Below are 19,491 nucleotides of genomic sequence, written 5' to 3' on the forward strand. Positions count from 1 at the left end.
CCAAACAACTAGAAGCGTTGTACAGAAATGTGCAACGCTTTTTTTAGCTCCGAACTCCACCCTATCAATGTTGGTGTTAGGCTAATTTCTGCGTTTCCTTCCCAAAGAGGAGGAAATTGAGAGAATTGTGATTTGAAATTTTTGGTTTAAAGTTCCGTACCCAAAAACTCTCTCGTCTGGAGAGGGCGGTTACAGCATTAGCCAAAAATCTTCCTTTCAATGGGTGAGGCCCCTACAAATACTCTAACAAACTTTCCAGCTTCATTCCCCTTGATCCTTTAAGCAAAACCAGGTTATTCTCTATTCTGTTTGCTACTAAATACGTAGCTGCTGCGGAAGGCGTTTCAAAAAACATACCATCAAAGCTATCTTTAAAAGCATAAAAATGGCTTCCTATAAAAACAATCTTGTTTAAACCGCTTTGAGTAGCTTGTTTTGCAACTAATTCGTGTTGTATAGCAGATTCTGGCCCAAGCTCAAACATATCGCCTAAAATAGCTGTCTTTTTATCTGCAGATAATACGGAAATGTTATTCAAAGCCGCCATCATACTGCTTGGGTTAGCATTGTAAAAATCACAAATCACGGTATTGCGCTCGGTTTTCGTTAACTGAGAGCGGTTATTTTTTGGCTGATAGTTGGCAAGCCCGCTATTAATATCTTCAGGGTCCATATCAAAGAAATCGCCAATGCAAATTGCAGCCAGAATATTCTCAAAATTATAACGGCCGGTTAAATTAGTTTTTACTGCCGTTGAAACGTCATGATTGGTCCATTCAACTTCAATAAAAGGATCACTGCTTTTTAACATTCCTTTAATGGTATTTCCATTTTCAGTGCCATAATAAATGAGTTTACTTAGCCCGGCTTGAGCACTCATTTCCAATAAATAGGCATTATCTCTATTAATAAAAGTATAGCCATTGGTTTCTTTAAGATAAGCATAAAGTTCTGCTTTGCCTTTCTTTACGCCTTCAAAACCGCCAAACCCATCTAAATGCGCCATGCCTACGTTCGTAATAATGCCGTGAGTAGGTTGGGCAATAGTACAAAGCAATTCTATTTCTTTCTGATGGTTTGCGCCCATTTCTATTACCGCAATTTCCACATTGTTAGTAATGGCTAAGATGGAAAGTGGAACGCCAATGTGGTTATTTAGATTGCCAGCCGTTGCAAAAGTTTTATATCGCTCTGCTAAAACGGCATTAACCAACTCCTTACTCGTTGTTTTTCCGTTGCTCCCTGTCAAACCAATCACTGGAATATTTAATTGTTTGCGGTGATGCCGGGCTAAATCCTGTAAGGTAAGAAGAACATCATCAACCAATAAACAGTTCTCATTTACCGCATACTCTTCCTCATCTACTACAGCAAAAGAAGCCCCTTTTTCAATAGCTTGTGCTGCAAAAGTATTGGCATTAAAATTATCGCCTTTCAAAGCAAAGAAGATGCAGCCACCAGAAATATCTCTGGTATCCGTTGAGATAAGCGGATTGTTAAGGAAGTGCTGGTATAATTCGGCTGTTGTAATCATCTTTATTGTTAATAATTATGCTGTAAAATTAAGGTTTAGCAATAACAAAAAGCAAAATTACTACATTAGATAAAATTTAATTGTTTTATGAAAAAAAGCATAACGTTCTGTCTGGTTTTTATGGCTTCTGTTTTGGTTTTGAATGCCCAAATCAAATCGCCTGATGAGTTTTTAGGTTATGAACTTGGTGCGCATTTTACGCCGCATTATAAAGTAGCCGATTACTTTAAACAAACTGCTGTTGCTTCTCCAAAAAACATCAAATTAATCGAATACGGAAAAACAAATGAAGGTAGACCACTATTGGCTGCCGTAATATCTGCGCCTGAAAACATTGCCAGATTAGAGCAAATTAGAACCAATAACTTAAAATTAGCTACTGGTGCAGATAATACAGTTGATATAAAAGCACAACCAGCCATCGTTTGGTTGAGCTATAATGTGCATGGAAATGAAGCAAATTCTACTGAAACTTCTATGAAAATGCTTTACACACTTTCCTCCGGCAAAAATGTGGAAGCCAATAATTGGCTAAAAAATACAATTGTAGTGATAGATCCGTGTTTAAATCCCGATGGAAGAGACCGTTATGTAAATTACTTTAATAGTGTGGTTGGCAAAACGCCTAATTCCGATCCCGCTTCCCGGGAGCATATTGAGCCATGGCCAGGTGGAAGGCCAAATCATTATTACTTTGATTTAAACCGAGATTGGGCTTGGCAAACCCAACTGGAAAGTAAACAACGTTTAGCGCTTTATAATGAGTGGATGCCTCAGGTTCATGTCGATTTTCATGAACAAAGCTATAATGAACCCTATTATTTTGCGCCAGCGGCAGAACCTGTTCATCAGGATATTACCCCTTGGCAAAGAAGTTTTCAAGTGGTTGTAGGGAAAAATAATGCTAAATATTTCGATGCTGAAGGTTGGCAGTATTTCACTAAAGAGCGGTTCGACTTACTTTATCCATCTTACGGCGATACTTATCCCTTGTATAACGGCTCAATCGGTATGACTTATGAGCAAGGAGGGATCAAGGCAGGTTTATCTGTGGTTACAAATGATGGTGATACGCTTACGTTGAAAGATAGAATTGCCCATCATTTCGCAACGGGCATGTCAACGGTCGAAGTATCTTCTCAAAATCAGGCGAAGTTAATGGAGGAATATAAAAAATACTTCCAACAAGAATTGATAGCAGCTCCGGGAGCTTATAAAACCTATATCATTAAGGCAAGTAATATTTCCAGATTGAAAAAATTGGCGGAACTGTTAAGTAAAAATAAAATTCAGTATGCTTATGGCGCAGACAAATCGGGTAGAGGATATGACTACGATACCCAAAAAGAGGAGAATTTCTCTATCGATCGAAACGACTTGATTGTAAATATTCAACAGCCTAGAGCAGTACTGGCCAATGTGTTGCTGGAGCCCCAAACTTTTGTTACCGACTCGAACACCTATGATATAACAGCTTGGGCGCTGCCTTATGTATATGGTTTGAAAGCTTATGCCAGTAAAGAAAGTTTTAAGGGCAAATATCCTGATCTATCTGTTGCCGACCCAACATCTAACGACATTGACAAACCCTTGGCTTGGTTATTTTCTTGGGGATCAGCTGAAGATGCTGGTGTTTTAATTAATTTACAGAAAGAAAATATAAAAGTGAGGCAATCAGATCAAGCCTTCACGGTAGCTGGTAGAGATTATCCTGCCGGAACCTTAATTGTTTTAAGAACTGAAAACGAAAAGACGGTTAAAGGTTTAAAAGATAAGGTTGTAGTGGTGGCGAAGAAATTTGATAAACCCGTACGAGGCATAACCAGTGGTTTTGTAGAAAAGGGGAAAGACTTTGGCTCTAATGTTTATCCTATTTTAAAACAGCCTAAAATTGCAATTGCATCAGGAAATGAGGTTTCTTCTTTAGCTTTTGGCGAGGCTTGGTTTTATTTGGAGCATGATTTAAATCTTTCGCCAAGCATCATTAATGCAAAAGATTTCAACAATTTGGATATCAATAAGGTAAATACTTTGATTCTTCCTGATGGAAGTTACGGTCCTTTTATAGGTGAGGGCTTAACCGCCTGGTTAAATAAAGGTGGAAAACTGATTTTAATGGAGGATGCTATCGAGAGTGTTCTGGAGAAAAAGGGTTATGATATTAAAAAGAAGGAAGCGGTGGTTAAAAAGGATGAAAAACCGGAGCCAAGTAAACTTCTGTTTAAAAACAAAGATAAAGATGATTTCGAATTTGCTATTCCAGGCGCAATCTATAAAGTAAATTTAGATGCATCTCACCCCTTCTCCTACGGTTTGGGTAAATTCTACTATACGCTAAAAACAGATCGTAAAATTTATGAGCCTTTTACAAAAGGTTGGAATGTTGGTCAGGTAAATGATAAAAGTTTAATGGCTGGTGTCGTTGGAAAAAAGGTAAGAGAAGAGCTAAAATCAGGTTTGTTAATTGGTGTCCAGGATTTTGGTAAAGGCCAGGTAGTTTATCTGGCAAACGATCCTCTTTTTAGAAACTTTTGGGAAGGTGGCAAGACACTTTTTGGGAATATTCTATTTTGTAGTTATTAGTAATATGATCTATTGCAGTGAGTTACATTCTTATCTAATTATTAGGGTTTTTTTCTTGATTTTTATCAACAATAAGGCGAATTCGCTCATAATTGCCTCTTAAATTCTGATAACACTGGTTTATTTTGGCCTTATAAGTTAAAATTATCCAACAAAAAATTCGTAAATCTATTCATTGATTACAGGTGAGTAAAACTGTAATATTCTGATTATTAATTTCTTATGATCGTTTCAGCTCTTTTATTGGAGCAAGATTAAAACTATGTTAAAATATGTTAAGAAAAATTTTCTAACGTGCTCAACAACTCTTAAATTAGGCCAATCATTAATCATTAACTAACTTATTTCGTAAAAATGAAAAAACTTCTACAAAGTTTGTTCATCTTGATGTTCATTTCAGTAACTGCAATGGCTCAAGACCGAACAATCACAGGAACAGTTACTTCCTCGGATGACAAGCAGCCTATCCCAGGGGTAAGTGTAAAAATCCTAGGTGCAGCCGGTGGCACGGTAACAGGTGCTGATGGTAAGTACTCTCTAAGAGTTCCAAGTACTGCGACTTCGCTTGAATTCAGCTATATTGGCTATGTGAAGCAGACAAAATCACTTGGTTCGGCTTCAATAATTAATATTAGTCTGATTTCAGACGCCAAAGTTCTTAATGAAGTGGTTGTGACCGCTGTCGGTATAGAAAAAGATAGAGCGTCACTAGGTTATTCTGCTGATGTTGTTAAAGCACAGGACTTAACAAATGGTAGACAGACCAACTTAATAAATGGATTAACCGGTAAAACTGCTGGAGTTCAAATTGGTCGTTCGAGTGGTGGTGTTAACACTGCAACACGTATTACTATGAGAGGTATCAGGTCTTTACAGGGCGAACAACAGCCATTATTTGTGATTGACGGAGTTCCTATTGATAATGGTGCTAGACAGCCTTCTTCAACTTCAGCAAATCAAGTTGACGTTGGAAACCGTGTAGGTGATATTAATCCTGATGACATTGAATCTGTGACAGTTTTAAAAGGAGCGAATGCTGCCGCATTATACGGTTCTCAAGGTGTAAATGGAGCGATAATCATAACAACAAAAACAGGAAAGGATGCAGCTTCTAGAAATAAAAAAATGGAAATCAATGTTGTTTCAACTTTCCAAATAGATAACGTTCAAAAATTACCAAAAGTTCAAAACGAGTACGGTTCTGGTTATGAAACGGATATTGTTAATGGTGTGTCTGTTACAGAATATGATCCAATCGAGAACACAAACTGGGGGCCAAAATTAGACGGTTCTATCGTTCAGTCTGGTCCTACTCTTGCTAATGGTAATAAACTAATGATTCCTTACAGTGCTGTTGAAGATAACATCAAAAACTTCTTCGATACAGGAACAAATTTTCAGAATTCAGTTTCATTTCAAGGTGGAAGTGAAAAAGGCTCATTTTATGCCTCACTTTCTGACAATGAAGTTAAAGGTGTTGTTCCTGGCGACAAGTTTAGAAGAAACACATTCAAATTATCTGGAGCTACAAAGCTGGCTAATAATTTCAACGTAAGTGCTAACATCAGTTACAATAAGAACCTAACTAATACCTCTTTCGTTGGTGGTGGAAATAATAGTGTTATGGATGCTGTTTTGAATACCAGTCGTCAGATCAATCTTGAAGACTTCAAAGATTGGAAAAACTATGAGTTTGCTACTACACAGGGGTATTTCAATGGATATCAGCCTAACCCTTACTACAATATAGCTAATAATAGATATGCTGATAATCTAGATCGTTTTCTAGGTAGTTTCCAAGTAGGTTACGATCCAACTAAATGGTTGAATGTTACTTGGAGATTGGGAACTGATTATGCCTCTAGCAGAACGAAATCAACATTTGAAAAAACAACCTTTGGTGCAGGACAACGTCCAACTGCAACTCCAGGCGCAATAACTGAAAATGCATTTTCAAACAGGATTATGAACTCAGATTTATTGCTAACATTTAAAAAGGATTTGAATAAAGATTTCAATGCTACATTAATTCTATTGAACAACGTTCGCCAGGTAGATACTCGGAATTTAACTGCTTCAGCAAGTGCGCTTTCTACACCAGGTTTTTTCAATCTCTCTAATAGAGTAGGAGAATTAGGAGGTAGTGAAAGCATTAACAAGAAGCGTTTAATCGGATGGGCAGGAGATCTAACCGTAGGATACAGGAATTATTTATTCTTAAACGGAACTTTAAGAAATGATATTTCTTCTACTCTTCCTGAAGATAATAATTCATATTTCTATCCTTCTGTAAATTTAAGTTTCATTCCTACTTCAGCAATAGAGTCATTAAAAGATAATGACGTGTTATCATATGCGAAAATTAGAGCAAGTTATTCTAAAGTAGGGTCTGATGCCGGTGCATATAGCTTGCAGCCAACATTTGGTCCAGCTACCAACTTCCCTTATAGCTCACTTGCAGCTTTCTCGTTATCTAATACAACGCCAAATCCAAACTTGAAACCTGAATTTACAAAGGCATTTGAGGTTGGAGCTGAATTGTCATTTTTGAAAGATAAGTTAGGTTTAGACTTTACTTATTACAATACTAAAACGGATGGTCAAATCATTAACATTGGTGTGGCATCATCAACAGGTTTCACCGCTGCAACTGTTAATGCTGGTTTAGTTACAAACAAAGGTATTGAGGTGGCGTTGAAAGGTAACCCTTTCGCAAACCGCGATGGTTTTTCTTGGAATTTTAGTTTTACTTATACAAACAATAAAAATATAGTTGAGTCATTATATCAGGATTCTAAGCAGTTATCGCTTGGTGGTGGTGATCCTGTTCCTACAGCAATTGTTGGACAACCAATCTCGTTGGTAGGGGGAGCATATTTAAGAGATTCAGAAGGTAGGGTTGTTGTAGATGCAACCACTGGTTTCATTAGAAAAGATCCGACGTTGAGAAATTTAGGACAAGTTAATCCTAAACATATTTTAGGATTTAACAACACAATCTCTTATAAAGCGTTTTCTCTTTCCACAACTTTGGATTTTCGTTCGGGAAATGTACTTTTTTCAGGAACAAAAAGCCAACTTACCTTTACAGGATCGAGCTTAGAAACTGTTGAATATGGCCGTCAGCCATTTGTTTACCCTAATTCAGTAATAGAGTCTCCGTTAAATTCTGGTAATTTTATCCCGAATACTTCAGTGAAAACACGTAGCGGTAGTTATGATTTTTGGTACGGAAATTATGCCCAAATTGCAGAATCCAATATTATCGACGCAGCATTCTTGAAGTTAAGAGATATCTCTTTAACATATAGACTACCTGCTAATTTATTAAATAAAACTCCTTTTGGAAGAGTGAGCGTTGCTGTATCTGGTGCAAATATTTTATTATGGACTCCAAAATCAAATATTTATGTAGATCCTGAGGCAAGTATTTTCGGTACCAACAATTCACAAGGAAGAGAATTTACTAGTATACCTTCTACACGTACCTTTGGTATTACCTTAAGTGCTAGTTTTTAGTTATAATAAAATCTAAGAAAATGAAAATCAAAAATATCATAAAGGGAGTAGCCTTTTTATCATTAGCAGTCTCGCTAAGTGGTTGTGAAAAAAACTTTTTGGATATTAATAGTAATCCAAATACACCAACAACTACTACTCCAGAACTTGTACTGCCTGCGGCCTTAGCTTCGACAGGGACTGTTGTAAACAACAACTTTAATATACTGGGTAATTTGTTAGCTGGGAATTGGGCTCAGTCTCCTGACTTTGCATTCTACCAACCACAGGAAACGTATGCCTTCACATCATCTACATATGATGGAGTATGGACAACACTTTACGCAGACGCATTAAACGACCTAAAATATGTAGAGACTCAATCAACAATTAACGGAAAAGTAAATGCCCAGGCAATTGCAAAAATTATGCAGGCTTATAATTTTCAATTGTTAGTTGATACTTGGGGAGATGTTCCTTACAAGGACGCTTTGAAGGGTACAGATTTATTATCTGCAAAATATGATAAAGCTGAAGATATATATGATGGAATACTTTCTACTATTGATGCAAGTATTGCCATTATCAATACTACAGCAACAGGCGATAATCCTTCTACATCAAGTGACATCATTTTTGGTAATGGTTCAATAACAACAGCTCCAGCTGTTGCAATGAATAAATGGATAAGATTTGCTAATACACTAAAGCTTCGTGTTCTTTTAAGACAATCTTTGATTCAGTCTAGAGCAACGAAAGTAGCTGCGGGATTTGCGACATTGGCAGGTAAGTCTTTTTTGGCTGCGGGAGAGAATGTAGGAGTTAATCCGGGCTATTTTAATCAGGCCGGGAAGTATAATCCATTATATGGTGCAATTGGCTTCCAAGTTAATGGTGCAGAAACATCAAATTATCAAGCAACCAGAGGCAATAAGTACGCAGTTGACTTTTTATTAGCTAATAATGATCCACGTGTAGGCTTGCTTTACAGACCTGCAGTTACACCGGTAGCACCAGGAGCTACCTATGTTGGAGTATATCCAGGAACAACAGCAACAACGACCACTAAAAAAGATAACTATTCGGCGGTTGGTGCTGGGGTATTACCTTCAAGTGCTAATAGCGGATTTTCTAAACCAGCATATTTAATGACTGCAGCGGAAGGCTTTTTTCTACAAGCTGAAGCTATGTTGAAAGGCTACCTTCCAGGAGGAAACGCAGGTGCTCAAGCAGCATATCAAGCCGGAATCCAAGAGTCTTTCAAGATTTTAGGCTCTACAGCGGCAGCAGCTACAACCTATTACACCACTTCTACACAGCCGCTAGTTAACTGGGCTGTTGCTGGAACTCCAGATAAACAATTTGAAGCGATTATCACTCAAAAGTGGATTGCAAACAATGGCTTCAATGGCCACGAGGCATGGACAGAATATCGTCGGACTGGATTTCCTTCTAACTTGCCTGTAGGTATTAATAATGCTAGTGGAGGTAAATTACCATTACGTATCCCCTATCCTCAAAATGAGCTAGCAAACAACGGTGCGAATGTGCCAATTATTGACATTTTTACCAATAAGATTTTTTGGGAAAAATAATGTTATAAAATTCTAGTAAAATGTAATGCCTCTATAAAGTTATCAGCTTTTTAGAGGCATTTTTTTTTAACTTCCAAAATTTATGGTAAATGATTCACCAACTCTGATAGGTGCAACTTCCCGTTCTCTTCGAAAAGCGGATTATTGTTTAGCTAACTAATCTCAGAAAAAGTGATACATAATATCAAATATCAGTGTAGATTTCTAGTTATCCATACACAATTTTAATATCTGGAAACTGTAAATGTTATACCTGTTCCCATAGGATTTTCCCCTAACCGGCTCAAAGCAATATATAACTCACTCTTTATGTATTTGACTAATACAGTTTTAATACTATCGTAATTTTATTGTCATAGTTGTTTGCTATTCCTATTAATTGTGTTTTTTCTATAGGCTCATGCGAAGAAATCTGTTGTAATATTTAAATTAGATGTTCAAACAAATCAATCACTAACTAACTTAAATTTCATGAAAAAACTTCTACAAAGTTTGTTCGTGTTAATGCTACTTGCTGGATCTGCATGGGCACAAAACCGAACAATTACAGGTACAGTTACCGCTAAAGAGGATGGATTACCTCTCCCTGGTACTAGTATCAGAGTAAAAAATGGTACAGGTGGTACCACCAGCGATGTTAATGGTCGCTATTCGATAAGTGTTGGAGCAGGTGTGGTAGAAATTGAATTTACCTCTGTTGGTTACACAAAAATCACTAAATCTATTCCTGCAAATGGTAATATCTTGAACATTGCTCTTGAAAGTGATTCGAGAGTATTGGACGAGGTTGTAGTTAGCGGTTATGGTTCAGGCAGGAGAATTTCATCTACCGTTGGTACGGTCGCTGTTGTAGGTGCAAGAACCGTAGAGAGTAAGCCGGTAGCAAATGCTTTCGATGCTATGCAAGGTAAAGTTTCAGGATTACAAGTTTTCACATCGTCAGGTGAGCCATCTGCAACATCATCCATAAGATTGCATGGAGTAGGATCTTTGGGTGCGAGTAATGCGCCACTTTTCCTATTGGATGGTATCCAGGTAGATGAATCAACCATTCTGAATACAAATCCAAATGATATCGAAAATATATCGGTTCTAAAAGATGCGTCAGCCACTTCTATTTATGGTGCACGTGCTGCAAATGGTGTTATTTATGTTACGACAAAGCGAGGTAAAATAGGACAAGACGCAACAATTACAGTCCAAGGACAGTATTCGGTTGCAAATCCTGCAAGCGATAAATTTTATAGAAACTTTCTTAATACAGCGCAATTAAGCCAGTTGCAAATTGAGCAAGGCTTAAGAACTGCCGCTCAAACAGCTACACTTCTGGCGCAATACCCTAACGACACTAAATGGTATGATTATTATTTTAAAAAGGATGTGCCTACATACCAAACGGATATAACTGTTTCTGGTGGAGGGGGTAAAACTTCATACTATATTTCAGGAAGTTTTTTCGATAGTGAAGGTAATAGATTCCGTTCAAATTTTGACCGTTATACGTTAAGATCGAATCTCACTACAACCCTGAACGATTACATGAAATTGGGTTTAAATCTTGCTGGTGGTAGTTCTGATACACAAACTAACCCTTTAGCTGGTAATGATACGAACGGTCCGTTGGCTTTGTTAGCCCAGCCTTGGTTCTCTCCTTTCGATGCAAATGGAAATGAGTATTATGGTACGTTAATTCCTGGATGGGGTCGATACAGCCCTAGGTATTTGGCTGACAATACACCTTACAACAGAAATCGTTTAACTTTTACGCCAAGTGGTTTCGTAGAAATTACACCTGTTAAAAATTTGACTTTTAAATCACAAGCTGGTATTGATGGTTTTATTGATAGAACTACAGATGCAAGGTTACCTTCTTATGCAGCATTTCCTGGGGCTGGTACACTTTCTGAGTATTATTCAAGAAGGATCAATAAAACAGTTACCAATACACTAGAATATAAGTTTTCATTAAGTAAAAATAACTTCACTGCTTTAGTTGGCCAGGAATATGTAGATGGAACTACACAAGAATTTGGTGGTAGTACGGTTGGTCTGCCAAATGATAATTTATTTATCTTGCAAAACGGTAATGCTACTAACAGAGGCGTGAGTTCATTTAAAACTGAATACTCATTTAAGTCTTTGTTTGGACGTTTAGAATATAACTACAATAACAGATACTACATTGATGGTTCGATTCGCGAAGATAAATCTTCTCGCTTTGGCGTGAACAATAAAAGCGCAATATTTTGGTCCGTTGGTGGAATGTGGAAGGCTAAAGAAGAGAGTTTCCTTAAAGATGTTGAATGGTTAAATGATTTAACAGTTAGAGCAAGTACAGGAACGAGTGGTAACTCAGCGATTGGTAATTATGACAATTTAGCTACTGCAGCTGGTGGTACTAATTATAATGGTTTATCTACTGTTTTGCAGAATACAGCTGGAAACCCAGATTTGGGATGGGAAAAACAACAAAAAACATCTTTTGGTTTCAGAGCAGAGTTTTTAAAACGTTTCCGATTAGATGTGGAGCTCTATTTCCGCGAAACAAGTAGACAGTTATTCAATGTGCCTCAAGTATTTACAACAGGCTATTCACTGGTTAGAACAAATGTCGGTGCTTTGGAAAATAAAGGTTTAGATGTAAGTTTAAATTTTGATGTTTGGACTAATGACGAGCACAACGCGTTTATTACACCGTACATCAATGCCAACTTTAACAAAAACAAAATCACAGAATTATTTCAGGGTAAGAATTACTTCGTAAATTCTGGAACTGGGGTACTTTGGGCAATAGGCCAACCTGTTTCTTTCGTTTATCCGATGTGGGCGGGTGTTAACCCAGCAAATGGTTTGCCTCAATGGTATATCCCTAATGCAGGCGATGGAAGTATTAATACAAGAACAGATCCTAATGCAGTTACAAGCACGTTCTCGGCAGCTAACTTGCAACAAAATACTGGTATTGAACGCTATCCGTGGTTGAACGGTGGCTTCGGTTTCAATGCTGGCTATGAAGGACTTTCCTTAAGTGTAGACTTCACGTTCTCACAAGGTAAATACTTAATCAATAACGATAGGTATTTCTTTGAGAACCCTACTACATTTTCAGGTTTCAACCAAGCAGTAACAGTCTTAGACTACTGGAAAACTCCTGGGCAAAATGCTACATTTCCGAATCTTACTCAACAGTTTACTCAATTTGACAGCAGATTAATTGAAGATGCTTCTTTTTTAAGATTAAAGAACGTTCAATTGGCATATAACTTACCCCAGTCAATATTGAGCCATACGAAAGTAGTTAAAGGTGCAAAGATTTTCTTTGTATCAAGAAATCTTTTAACATTTACTGATTATACTGGTCCAGATCCAGAGGTAGATTCTAACTTAACCTTAGGCGTTAACCCTAATACCAGACAAGTTGGTTTCGGTATGCAATTGACATTTTAATAAATAAGAGATATACTTTAAAATATAATAAAGTTATGAAAAATATAATTTTGGGATTAGTAGGGGCCGCATTGACTTTTACAGCAATTACTTCATGTAAAAAGCTGGATCTAAAGCCATATGATGCCGTTGATATATCTACCGGTTTTAATAGCGTTCTCGATGCCAAATATTGGAATTCAGGGATATATTCGGCATTAAGAGGCCGTGTTTATGGTAGTTATAACATTTTACAAGAAGTACAAGGAGATCAATTGAATGCTTCAATAGATTTTGGAAACAGAAATGGAGCCCCTCACCGTTGGGGAAGTTTTTTAAATAATGACGATTTCGCTGGTGTTTATCAGGGATATTATTCAGGTTTATCAAATGTTAACGTAGTTATTAAGGGTTACGAGCAAATACAAGCCTCTGCCGGAGCACAAACAGACAGTTTAAACACCTACAAAGCTGATGCGAGAATGGCTAGAGCATACTACTTTCACGAATTAGTGAAAAGATTTGCAAAAGCATATAATCCAGCTACTGCAGCAAGTGATCCTGGTATTCCATTGGTTACCGAATTTGATTTGGCAGCAAAACCTGCAAGGGCTACAGTTAAAGCTACATACGATCAGATTTTAGCAGATTTAGCCTATGCTAAATCTCTCAATACCAAAAGAGCTAATATAAAAGGAGCAAGATATTTCACTCCAGATGCTGTATTGGCATTAGAAGCTAGAGTTAGACTAGATATGCAGGATTGGCAAGGAGCTTATGATGCTGCAAATACCTTAATTGCCTCCGGAAGGTACCCACTTTATACTACTGCTGCTGGATTAAAATCGTATTGGGCTACAGATGCAGCACAAGAAGATATTATGCGTATAAATGCGACATTAGCCGAAACTGTAAATACGAACGCCATATATTTGGGTTTAAATGGTGCAGGTGGCTTTTTCGCTCCAGACTTTATCCCAACACAAACCGTGGTTGATAGCTATGATGCTACTGATATAAGGAAGGGCGTTTATTTCGAGCAAAAGTTGATCCGTATGCAGGGCATCAATTATCCTAATGTTTGGTTAGTTAATAAATTTCCAGGAAATCCAGCCCTGTTTACTACGCAGTTTACTAATTATCAAAATGCAAATAAGATTTTTCGTATAGGTGAGGTTTATGCAATTGCTGCCGAAGCTGCTGCTAATTTAAGTCAAAGTGGCAATGCTTTAACGGCTTTAAATGCACTTCGTACTGCTCGTGGATTAACAGCATTATCTGGCCTAACTGGCCCAGCTTTAATCAACGAGGTAAGAGCCGAACGTACTCGTGAGCTAAATTTTGATGGTTTCCATTTGTTTGATTTGAAACGATGGGGTCAAGGATTTACTAGGGGAACTGCTCAAGTTCCTGCTGCTGTTCAAAATTCGACGGGTTTTACTGGCTTAACAATTGCAGCATCTGATCCGAAATTTGTTTGGGGGTTGCCAACAAATGATATTATCTTAAATCCAAACCTGGTTCAGAATCCAGGATGGTAGGTTAAATCATCTTATTATTTTAAAGGTCTCAGCGTATAGTTGAGACCTTTTTTTGTTTTTAGTAGACTGTGTCCATAGCTATTGCTTGGATTGTCGACATTTAAATAACCTTGTTTTATAGAAAGAACACCATTAGTAAACTCTTATAGTAATCTAAAGTCATAACATCTCTAATCTGTTTTTCTAATTGCGAATCAGGTTGTAATATTTGATTTACAATACTTTAAATATCACATTGGAACTCACAAAGCTTAATAAATCAAACAACTAATTTAAATTCATGAAAAAGCGTTACTGGCGTCAGGATACCTGTGATGTATGCCGAATGTTGTCGAAATCGGTTATAAATCGCATTAAATATTTTTATAAACCTTAAATATTTAATCTTCTCCCACAAGTAAAAAGTTTTGAGCTCATACTTTGATGAAAATTTTTGTTACTGTAGGTTTAATTCGATTATAGTATCTTTTTTTAGATAATATATTAATGGAGTTGGGCTAATTTATGGCTTTATTAGCCTTTTTATATGGCTTTATGCAGCGTTTTAGATTTTTAACGCTTATTTTTTATTATGTAAAATTTGTATTACAGGTTGTTAAATTTTATATTTAGAAAATCATTAACTAAACCAAACAAAATTTTATGAAAAAACTTCTACAAAGTTTGTTCATTCTATTGTTTATAGCAGGAAGTGCTATAGCTCAAGACAGAACAATCACTGGTACAGTTACAGGAAAGGAAGACGGCTTGCCGCTCCCTGGAGTAAGTGTAAAAATTAAAGGGGCTGCAGGCGGAACCACAACAGCTGCAGATGGTAAATATTCAATCAGAATCACCTCACAAGCCTCAGCATTAGAATTTTCTTACATCGGCTTTTCAACTCAAACGCGCCCAATCGGCTCGGGGAATGTGCTTAATGTTACACTATCAGGTGATTCAAAAACCTTATCTGATGTCGTGGTTACAGGTTATACCACTCAGGCCAAAAGAGACGTAACTGGTTCCATCGCCAGCGTAAGTGGTGAGAAACTAAAAAATCAGCCTGTTCAAAGTTTTGAGCAAGCTTTAGCGGGTAAAGCTGCTGGTGTTAACATCATTCAACCAAATGGTTTGTTAAACAACCCGCCTGTATTTAGGGTTCGTGGTGTTAATTCCATCTCTTTAAGTTCTTACCCATTAATCATTGTTGATGGTATTCCCGTTTTTACAGGTGATCAATCTAGTAATAGCGCTGCTGGTAATGCTTTGGGTGATATCAATCCAGCAGATATCGAGTCTATCGACATTTTAAAAGATGCGGCTTCTTCAGCTATTTATGGTTCAAGAGCAGCCAATGGCGTAGTGGTAATCACCACTAAAAAAGGTAAGCAAGGAACAACAAAGGTAAATTACGAAGGATGGGTGGGGTCATCTAAAGCTCAAAATCTTAATCCTTTATTAAATGCCGCAGAATATGTTCAAATCAAAAATGAAGCTAGAACCAATATCGGTTTGGCTCCTGCATTTTTCCTACAAACCAGATCTGATGGTTCTCAGGTTGAGACGAATTGGTATGACTATGCTTATAGAACGGCCACTTCTCAAAACCATGCTTTAAACTTTTCTGGAGCAAGTGAAAAAACTTCTTACTTTGTTTCCTTGGGTTACAGCAACCAGGAGGGTTTCATCATCAATAACTCATTCGAAAGAAAAAATGGCCGCGTAAACTTAGATCATAAGTTGTTTAAAAATGTAACGATCGGAACCAACTTTTCTTACAGTAATACGCTAAATCGTGCACCAAATACAGGTTCACTTCCAGGATCATCATTTAATACAGGTGGTTTAGGTCGTTTGGCGCTAGTTTTGCCACCGAACGTCTCTCCATACAATGAAGATGGCTCGTACAACGTTGCAGGTTCAGCAATAGGTTTAGGGGCAAATTTAATTGCATCTAACTATCCAAATGCTGCTGCTTTGGTTAATATGGATAGGAATACTTCCGAAAGTGACCGCTTAATCGCTAATGGGTATGTTTCGGTTCAAATCCTTAAAGGTTTAACTTTTAAAACCAATTACAGTATTGATAATTTAAAGCTTGATAATAATGTTTTTGTAAATCGCCTGCAGGGTGATGGATTTGCTTATAATGGCGGTGCAACAAGTAACTACGTAAAAAATAGCAGATGGAACTGGTCTAACACTTTAAACTATGCCAATACTTTTGGCGATCATACCGTTGGTGCTTTTATCGGTGCTGAAGATCAGTACACTAAGGCTTATGGTTACGGTGCTACCCGTCAAAATGTAATCGATCCTTTTATTGAGGTTTATCAAGGTTCATTTGGTGCAATTACACCGGCCAACTTAGTACAGTTTGACAACGCTTTCCGTTCATTTTTCGGAAGCGTAAACTATGACTATAAAAAGAAATATTACTTAACGGGCTCATTCCGCCGTGATGGTTACTCTGGTTTATCTGATGGTAACAAATACGGTAACTTTGGTGGCGCTTCGGCTGGTTGGGCTATTTCTGAAGAAAATTTCTACAAAGAATCTGGAATCAGCAAAATATTAACTCGTGTTAAAATTCGTGGTAGTTATGGAGAGGTTGGTAACATTAATATCGGAAACTACCCTGCTTTATATTTATACAGTCCGGGCTTATATGGTTCAGATGCCGCACTGTCTTTCACTCAGGCGGGTAATCCCAACTTAACCTGGGAAACAAGTAAAAAAGCAGATGTTGGTGTAAACTTAGAATTCTTAGGCGGTCGTTTCTCATTGGATGTTGATTATTATCATAATAATATAGATAATTTAGTGCAAAATGCACCTCAATCGCCATCTAAAGGTATTCCTGGAAATGCTATCACAACTAACGTTGGTAAGATGTATAACAAAGGATTTGAGTTTGCAGTTAACTCTAAAAATATAGACAATGATAACTTCTCGTGGTCGACCTCATTTACCTTTAGTACTTTAAAAAATGAAGTGACTGCATTGGGAAATAACAACGCTGACTTATTTGGAGTTACCCAATTGGAAACGGCTAACATTACTCGTGTAGGTTATCCTATCGGATCAATTTATACGGTACCAACTGCAGGTGTTGATCCAGCTACCGGAGAGCGAATTTTTGTAAACAGGTTTGGACAAAAACTAAGGTTTAGCTTTCAAAGAGCAGCAGCAGCCCGTTACCAATATTTAGACGGACCAAATGCAGGAACAAATGCACCAGCAATTGATGCAGCTTTAGATGCCACCATCACCGGTCAGGCAATTCCAAAGTGGTTTGGTGGTTTAGACAATAATTTCCGTTACAAAGCATTCGACTTAACATTAGGTTTAACCTTTTCAGGTGGTAATAAAGTTTATTACGGATCATTGGCAGGTCTTCGCGATCAGCGTTTCTGGAATAATGAAGCCGGAATGATGGACAGATGGACTACACCTGGTCAGGTTACCGATATTCCTCGTTTGGTTTACGGCGATAACGTATCCAATGGTTCTGCGTTTGCACAATCACAAAATGTATTCTCTGGTAACTTTTTAAAGGTTCGTAACCTCGCTTTAGGTTATACTTTACCGAAAGAATTTTTGAATAAATATGGAATTTCTAATGTAAGGGTTTATGCACAATCGAGCAACTTATGGATCATTTCTAACTATCCGGGACCAGATCCTGAGGTGTCGGTGAATGGTAACTCGACAGCCACAGGAAACAGTGGAAGTTTAGCACCTGGTGTGGATAGAAACTCAGTTCCATCTGCGAGAACATTCACTTTTGGTATTAATGTTGGATTTTAAACTTAGGTAAATATGAAAATTAATATAAATAATAAAATAAAATACCTTTTTGTTGCTGCGCCGTTGTTGTTTACAACCGCTTGTAAAAAGGATTTTCTAGATACAGCACCGAAAACATCATTGCCAACTGAAGAGGCATTTTCAAATCCTGATCGAATACTTTCTGAGCTCAGAGGTGTTTACGCAGGAGTAAAAAATGGCAACTTTTATGGGGGGCGTTATTTGGTTTATAACGACATTCGCGGGGAAGAATTTATTGTTAATAAACCAAACGGTGTTACAAACCTAGAAACCTGGCGCTTCAACCTGGTATCTAATACTAGTGAAGTTACTGGTTTGTGGGGTGCCATCTACGCGGCAGTTAACAGAGCTAATTTAGTGATGGAAGGGATCACGGCAAATTCGGCGATTTTGACACCTGCATTATCCAAACAATACATTGCGGAAGCAAAAGTAATGCGGGCATTATGCTATTACAGTCTTTTGCAACTTTATGCTAAACCTTATATCACTGATAACGGCGCAAGTTTAGGCGTACCGTTAAGGCTTAGGGCTGAAAAAGATTTAACAGGAAATGATTTAAAAAGAAGTACCGTAGCTGAGGTTTATACGCAGATTTTGAAAGATTTGAATGAGGCAGAGCCAGATTTGGCTTTAACGCTAATAGCAACCAGAGCCTCGAGAAATACGGCAATCGCATTAAAAACGCGTGTATATTTATCAATGGGCAACCTAGCTTCTGTTGTAACTGAAGCAAACAAAATTGTAACAGCCACCGCACCATTTACTGCTACTACTGGTGTGGCAAATAGATTAGATGCCAGTATTGCTAATGTTTTTGGTGGAAATTATGTTGGGCCTGAAGCGCTTTTATCTTTTCCGATGACGGAGCTTGATGCACCTGGTACACAAAATCAATTGGCTTATTACTACAATTTAGAAAGTTTAGGCGGAAATCAGGAATATTTCCTAAATACCGCTGGTATATTTGGTAATGCTGCATTTGCTGCAGCTTCACCAGATGCTAGAAAAGCCTTAACTACAGCAGTAGGTGCAAATACCTATTTAACCAAGTTTAAAAAACCTTCTCCCTATACAGATTACATTCCAGTAATCAGATATGCCGAAGTTTTATTAAACTTAGCAGAAGCAACAGTAGTAAGTGATCCTAACCGTTCTATCGCATTACTAACCGCAGTTAGACAGCGTTCAAACCCTACTTACGTATTTCCTGCGGCAGACTTATTTCCTGCAAACCTTAAAGCAACCATTCTCACAGAAAGAAGAATAGAACTTTTAGGCGAAGGATTTAGATCTCCAGATATCATGCGTTTAGGTGCGGGTTTCGTAGCTAAAAGTGGTCCGCAGGGTACAGCTCCAGCTATTCCTTTCAATACTGCTGGTTACATTTGGCCGATCTCGGCAACAGAAATACAGAATAACAAATTGGCTACACAAAATTAGTCATGACCATTCTTAACGCAAAAAGCCAGCATTCGCTGGCTTTTTGCGTTAATCAAAAATA

The 19,491-nt window shown here is 37.6% G+C and carries 8 protein-coding genes; 7 read left to right on the plus strand and 1 reads right to left on the minus strand.

The window, feature by feature from the left end; translation table 11 throughout:
• Positions 1-232: 232 nt before the first annotated feature.
• Entirely contained in the window at positions 233-1,534 is a 1,302-nt protein-coding gene (locus ACZZZK_RS13825) for a UDP-N-acetylmuramoyl-tripeptide--D-alanyl-D-alanine ligase (protein ID WP_463484636.1), read from the minus strand.
• An 87-nt stretch (positions 1,535-1,621) separates the two neighbouring features.
• On the opposite strand from ACZZZK_RS13825, the gene ACZZZK_RS13830 reads away from it, so the two are divergent.
• From ACZZZK_RS13830 to ACZZZK_RS13860, 7 genes are all read left to right on the plus strand, one after another.
• Positions 1,622-4,117: a M14 family metallopeptidase gene (locus ACZZZK_RS13830; RefSeq protein WP_463484637.1), complete on the plus strand. Its 2,496-nt coding sequence runs from the start codon at positions 1,622-1,624 to the stop codon at positions 4,115-4,117.
• Between the two features lie 354 nt (positions 4,118-4,471).
• A complete protein-coding gene (locus ACZZZK_RS13835) occupies positions 4,472-7,636 on the plus strand; it encodes a SusC/RagA family TonB-linked outer membrane protein (RefSeq protein WP_463484638.1) in 3,165 nt (1,054 codons plus the stop codon).
• Between the two features lie 20 nt (positions 7,637-7,656).
• Positions 7,657-9,210 carry a SusD/RagB family nutrient-binding outer membrane lipoprotein gene (locus ACZZZK_RS13840; RefSeq protein WP_463484639.1) on the plus strand — a complete coding sequence of 518 codons (1,554 nt, stop codon included), beginning with the start codon at positions 7,657-7,659 and terminating at the stop codon, positions 9,208-9,210.
• Positions 9,211-9,681: 471 nt separating this feature from the next.
• Positions 9,682-12,657, plus strand: a complete 2,976-nt coding sequence (locus ACZZZK_RS13845) for a SusC/RagA family TonB-linked outer membrane protein (protein WP_463484640.1) — start codon at positions 9,682-9,684, stop codon at positions 12,655-12,657.
• A gap of 35 nt (positions 12,658-12,692) precedes the next feature.
• The gene (locus ACZZZK_RS13850; protein ID WP_463484641.1) at positions 12,693-14,177 is read left to right on the plus strand and encodes a RagB/SusD family nutrient uptake outer membrane protein; all 1,485 of its coding nucleotides are present in this window, start codon (positions 12,693-12,695) and stop codon (positions 14,175-14,177) included.
• A gap of 642 nt (positions 14,178-14,819) precedes the next feature.
• Positions 14,820-17,966, plus strand: coding sequence for a SusC/RagA family TonB-linked outer membrane protein (locus tag ACZZZK_RS13855; RefSeq protein WP_463484642.1), 3,147 nt, complete (start codon positions 14,820-14,822; stop codon positions 17,964-17,966).
• 12 nt (positions 17,967-17,978) lie between these two features.
• Complete coding sequence (locus ACZZZK_RS13860; RefSeq protein WP_463484643.1) at positions 17,979-19,430, plus strand: RagB/SusD family nutrient uptake outer membrane protein; 1,452 nt, start codon at positions 17,979-17,981, stop codon at positions 19,428-19,430.
• Positions 19,431-19,491 lie beyond the last annotated feature (61 nt).

The sequence above is a fragment of the Pedobacter sp. AC163 genome, from assembly GCF_979258665.1.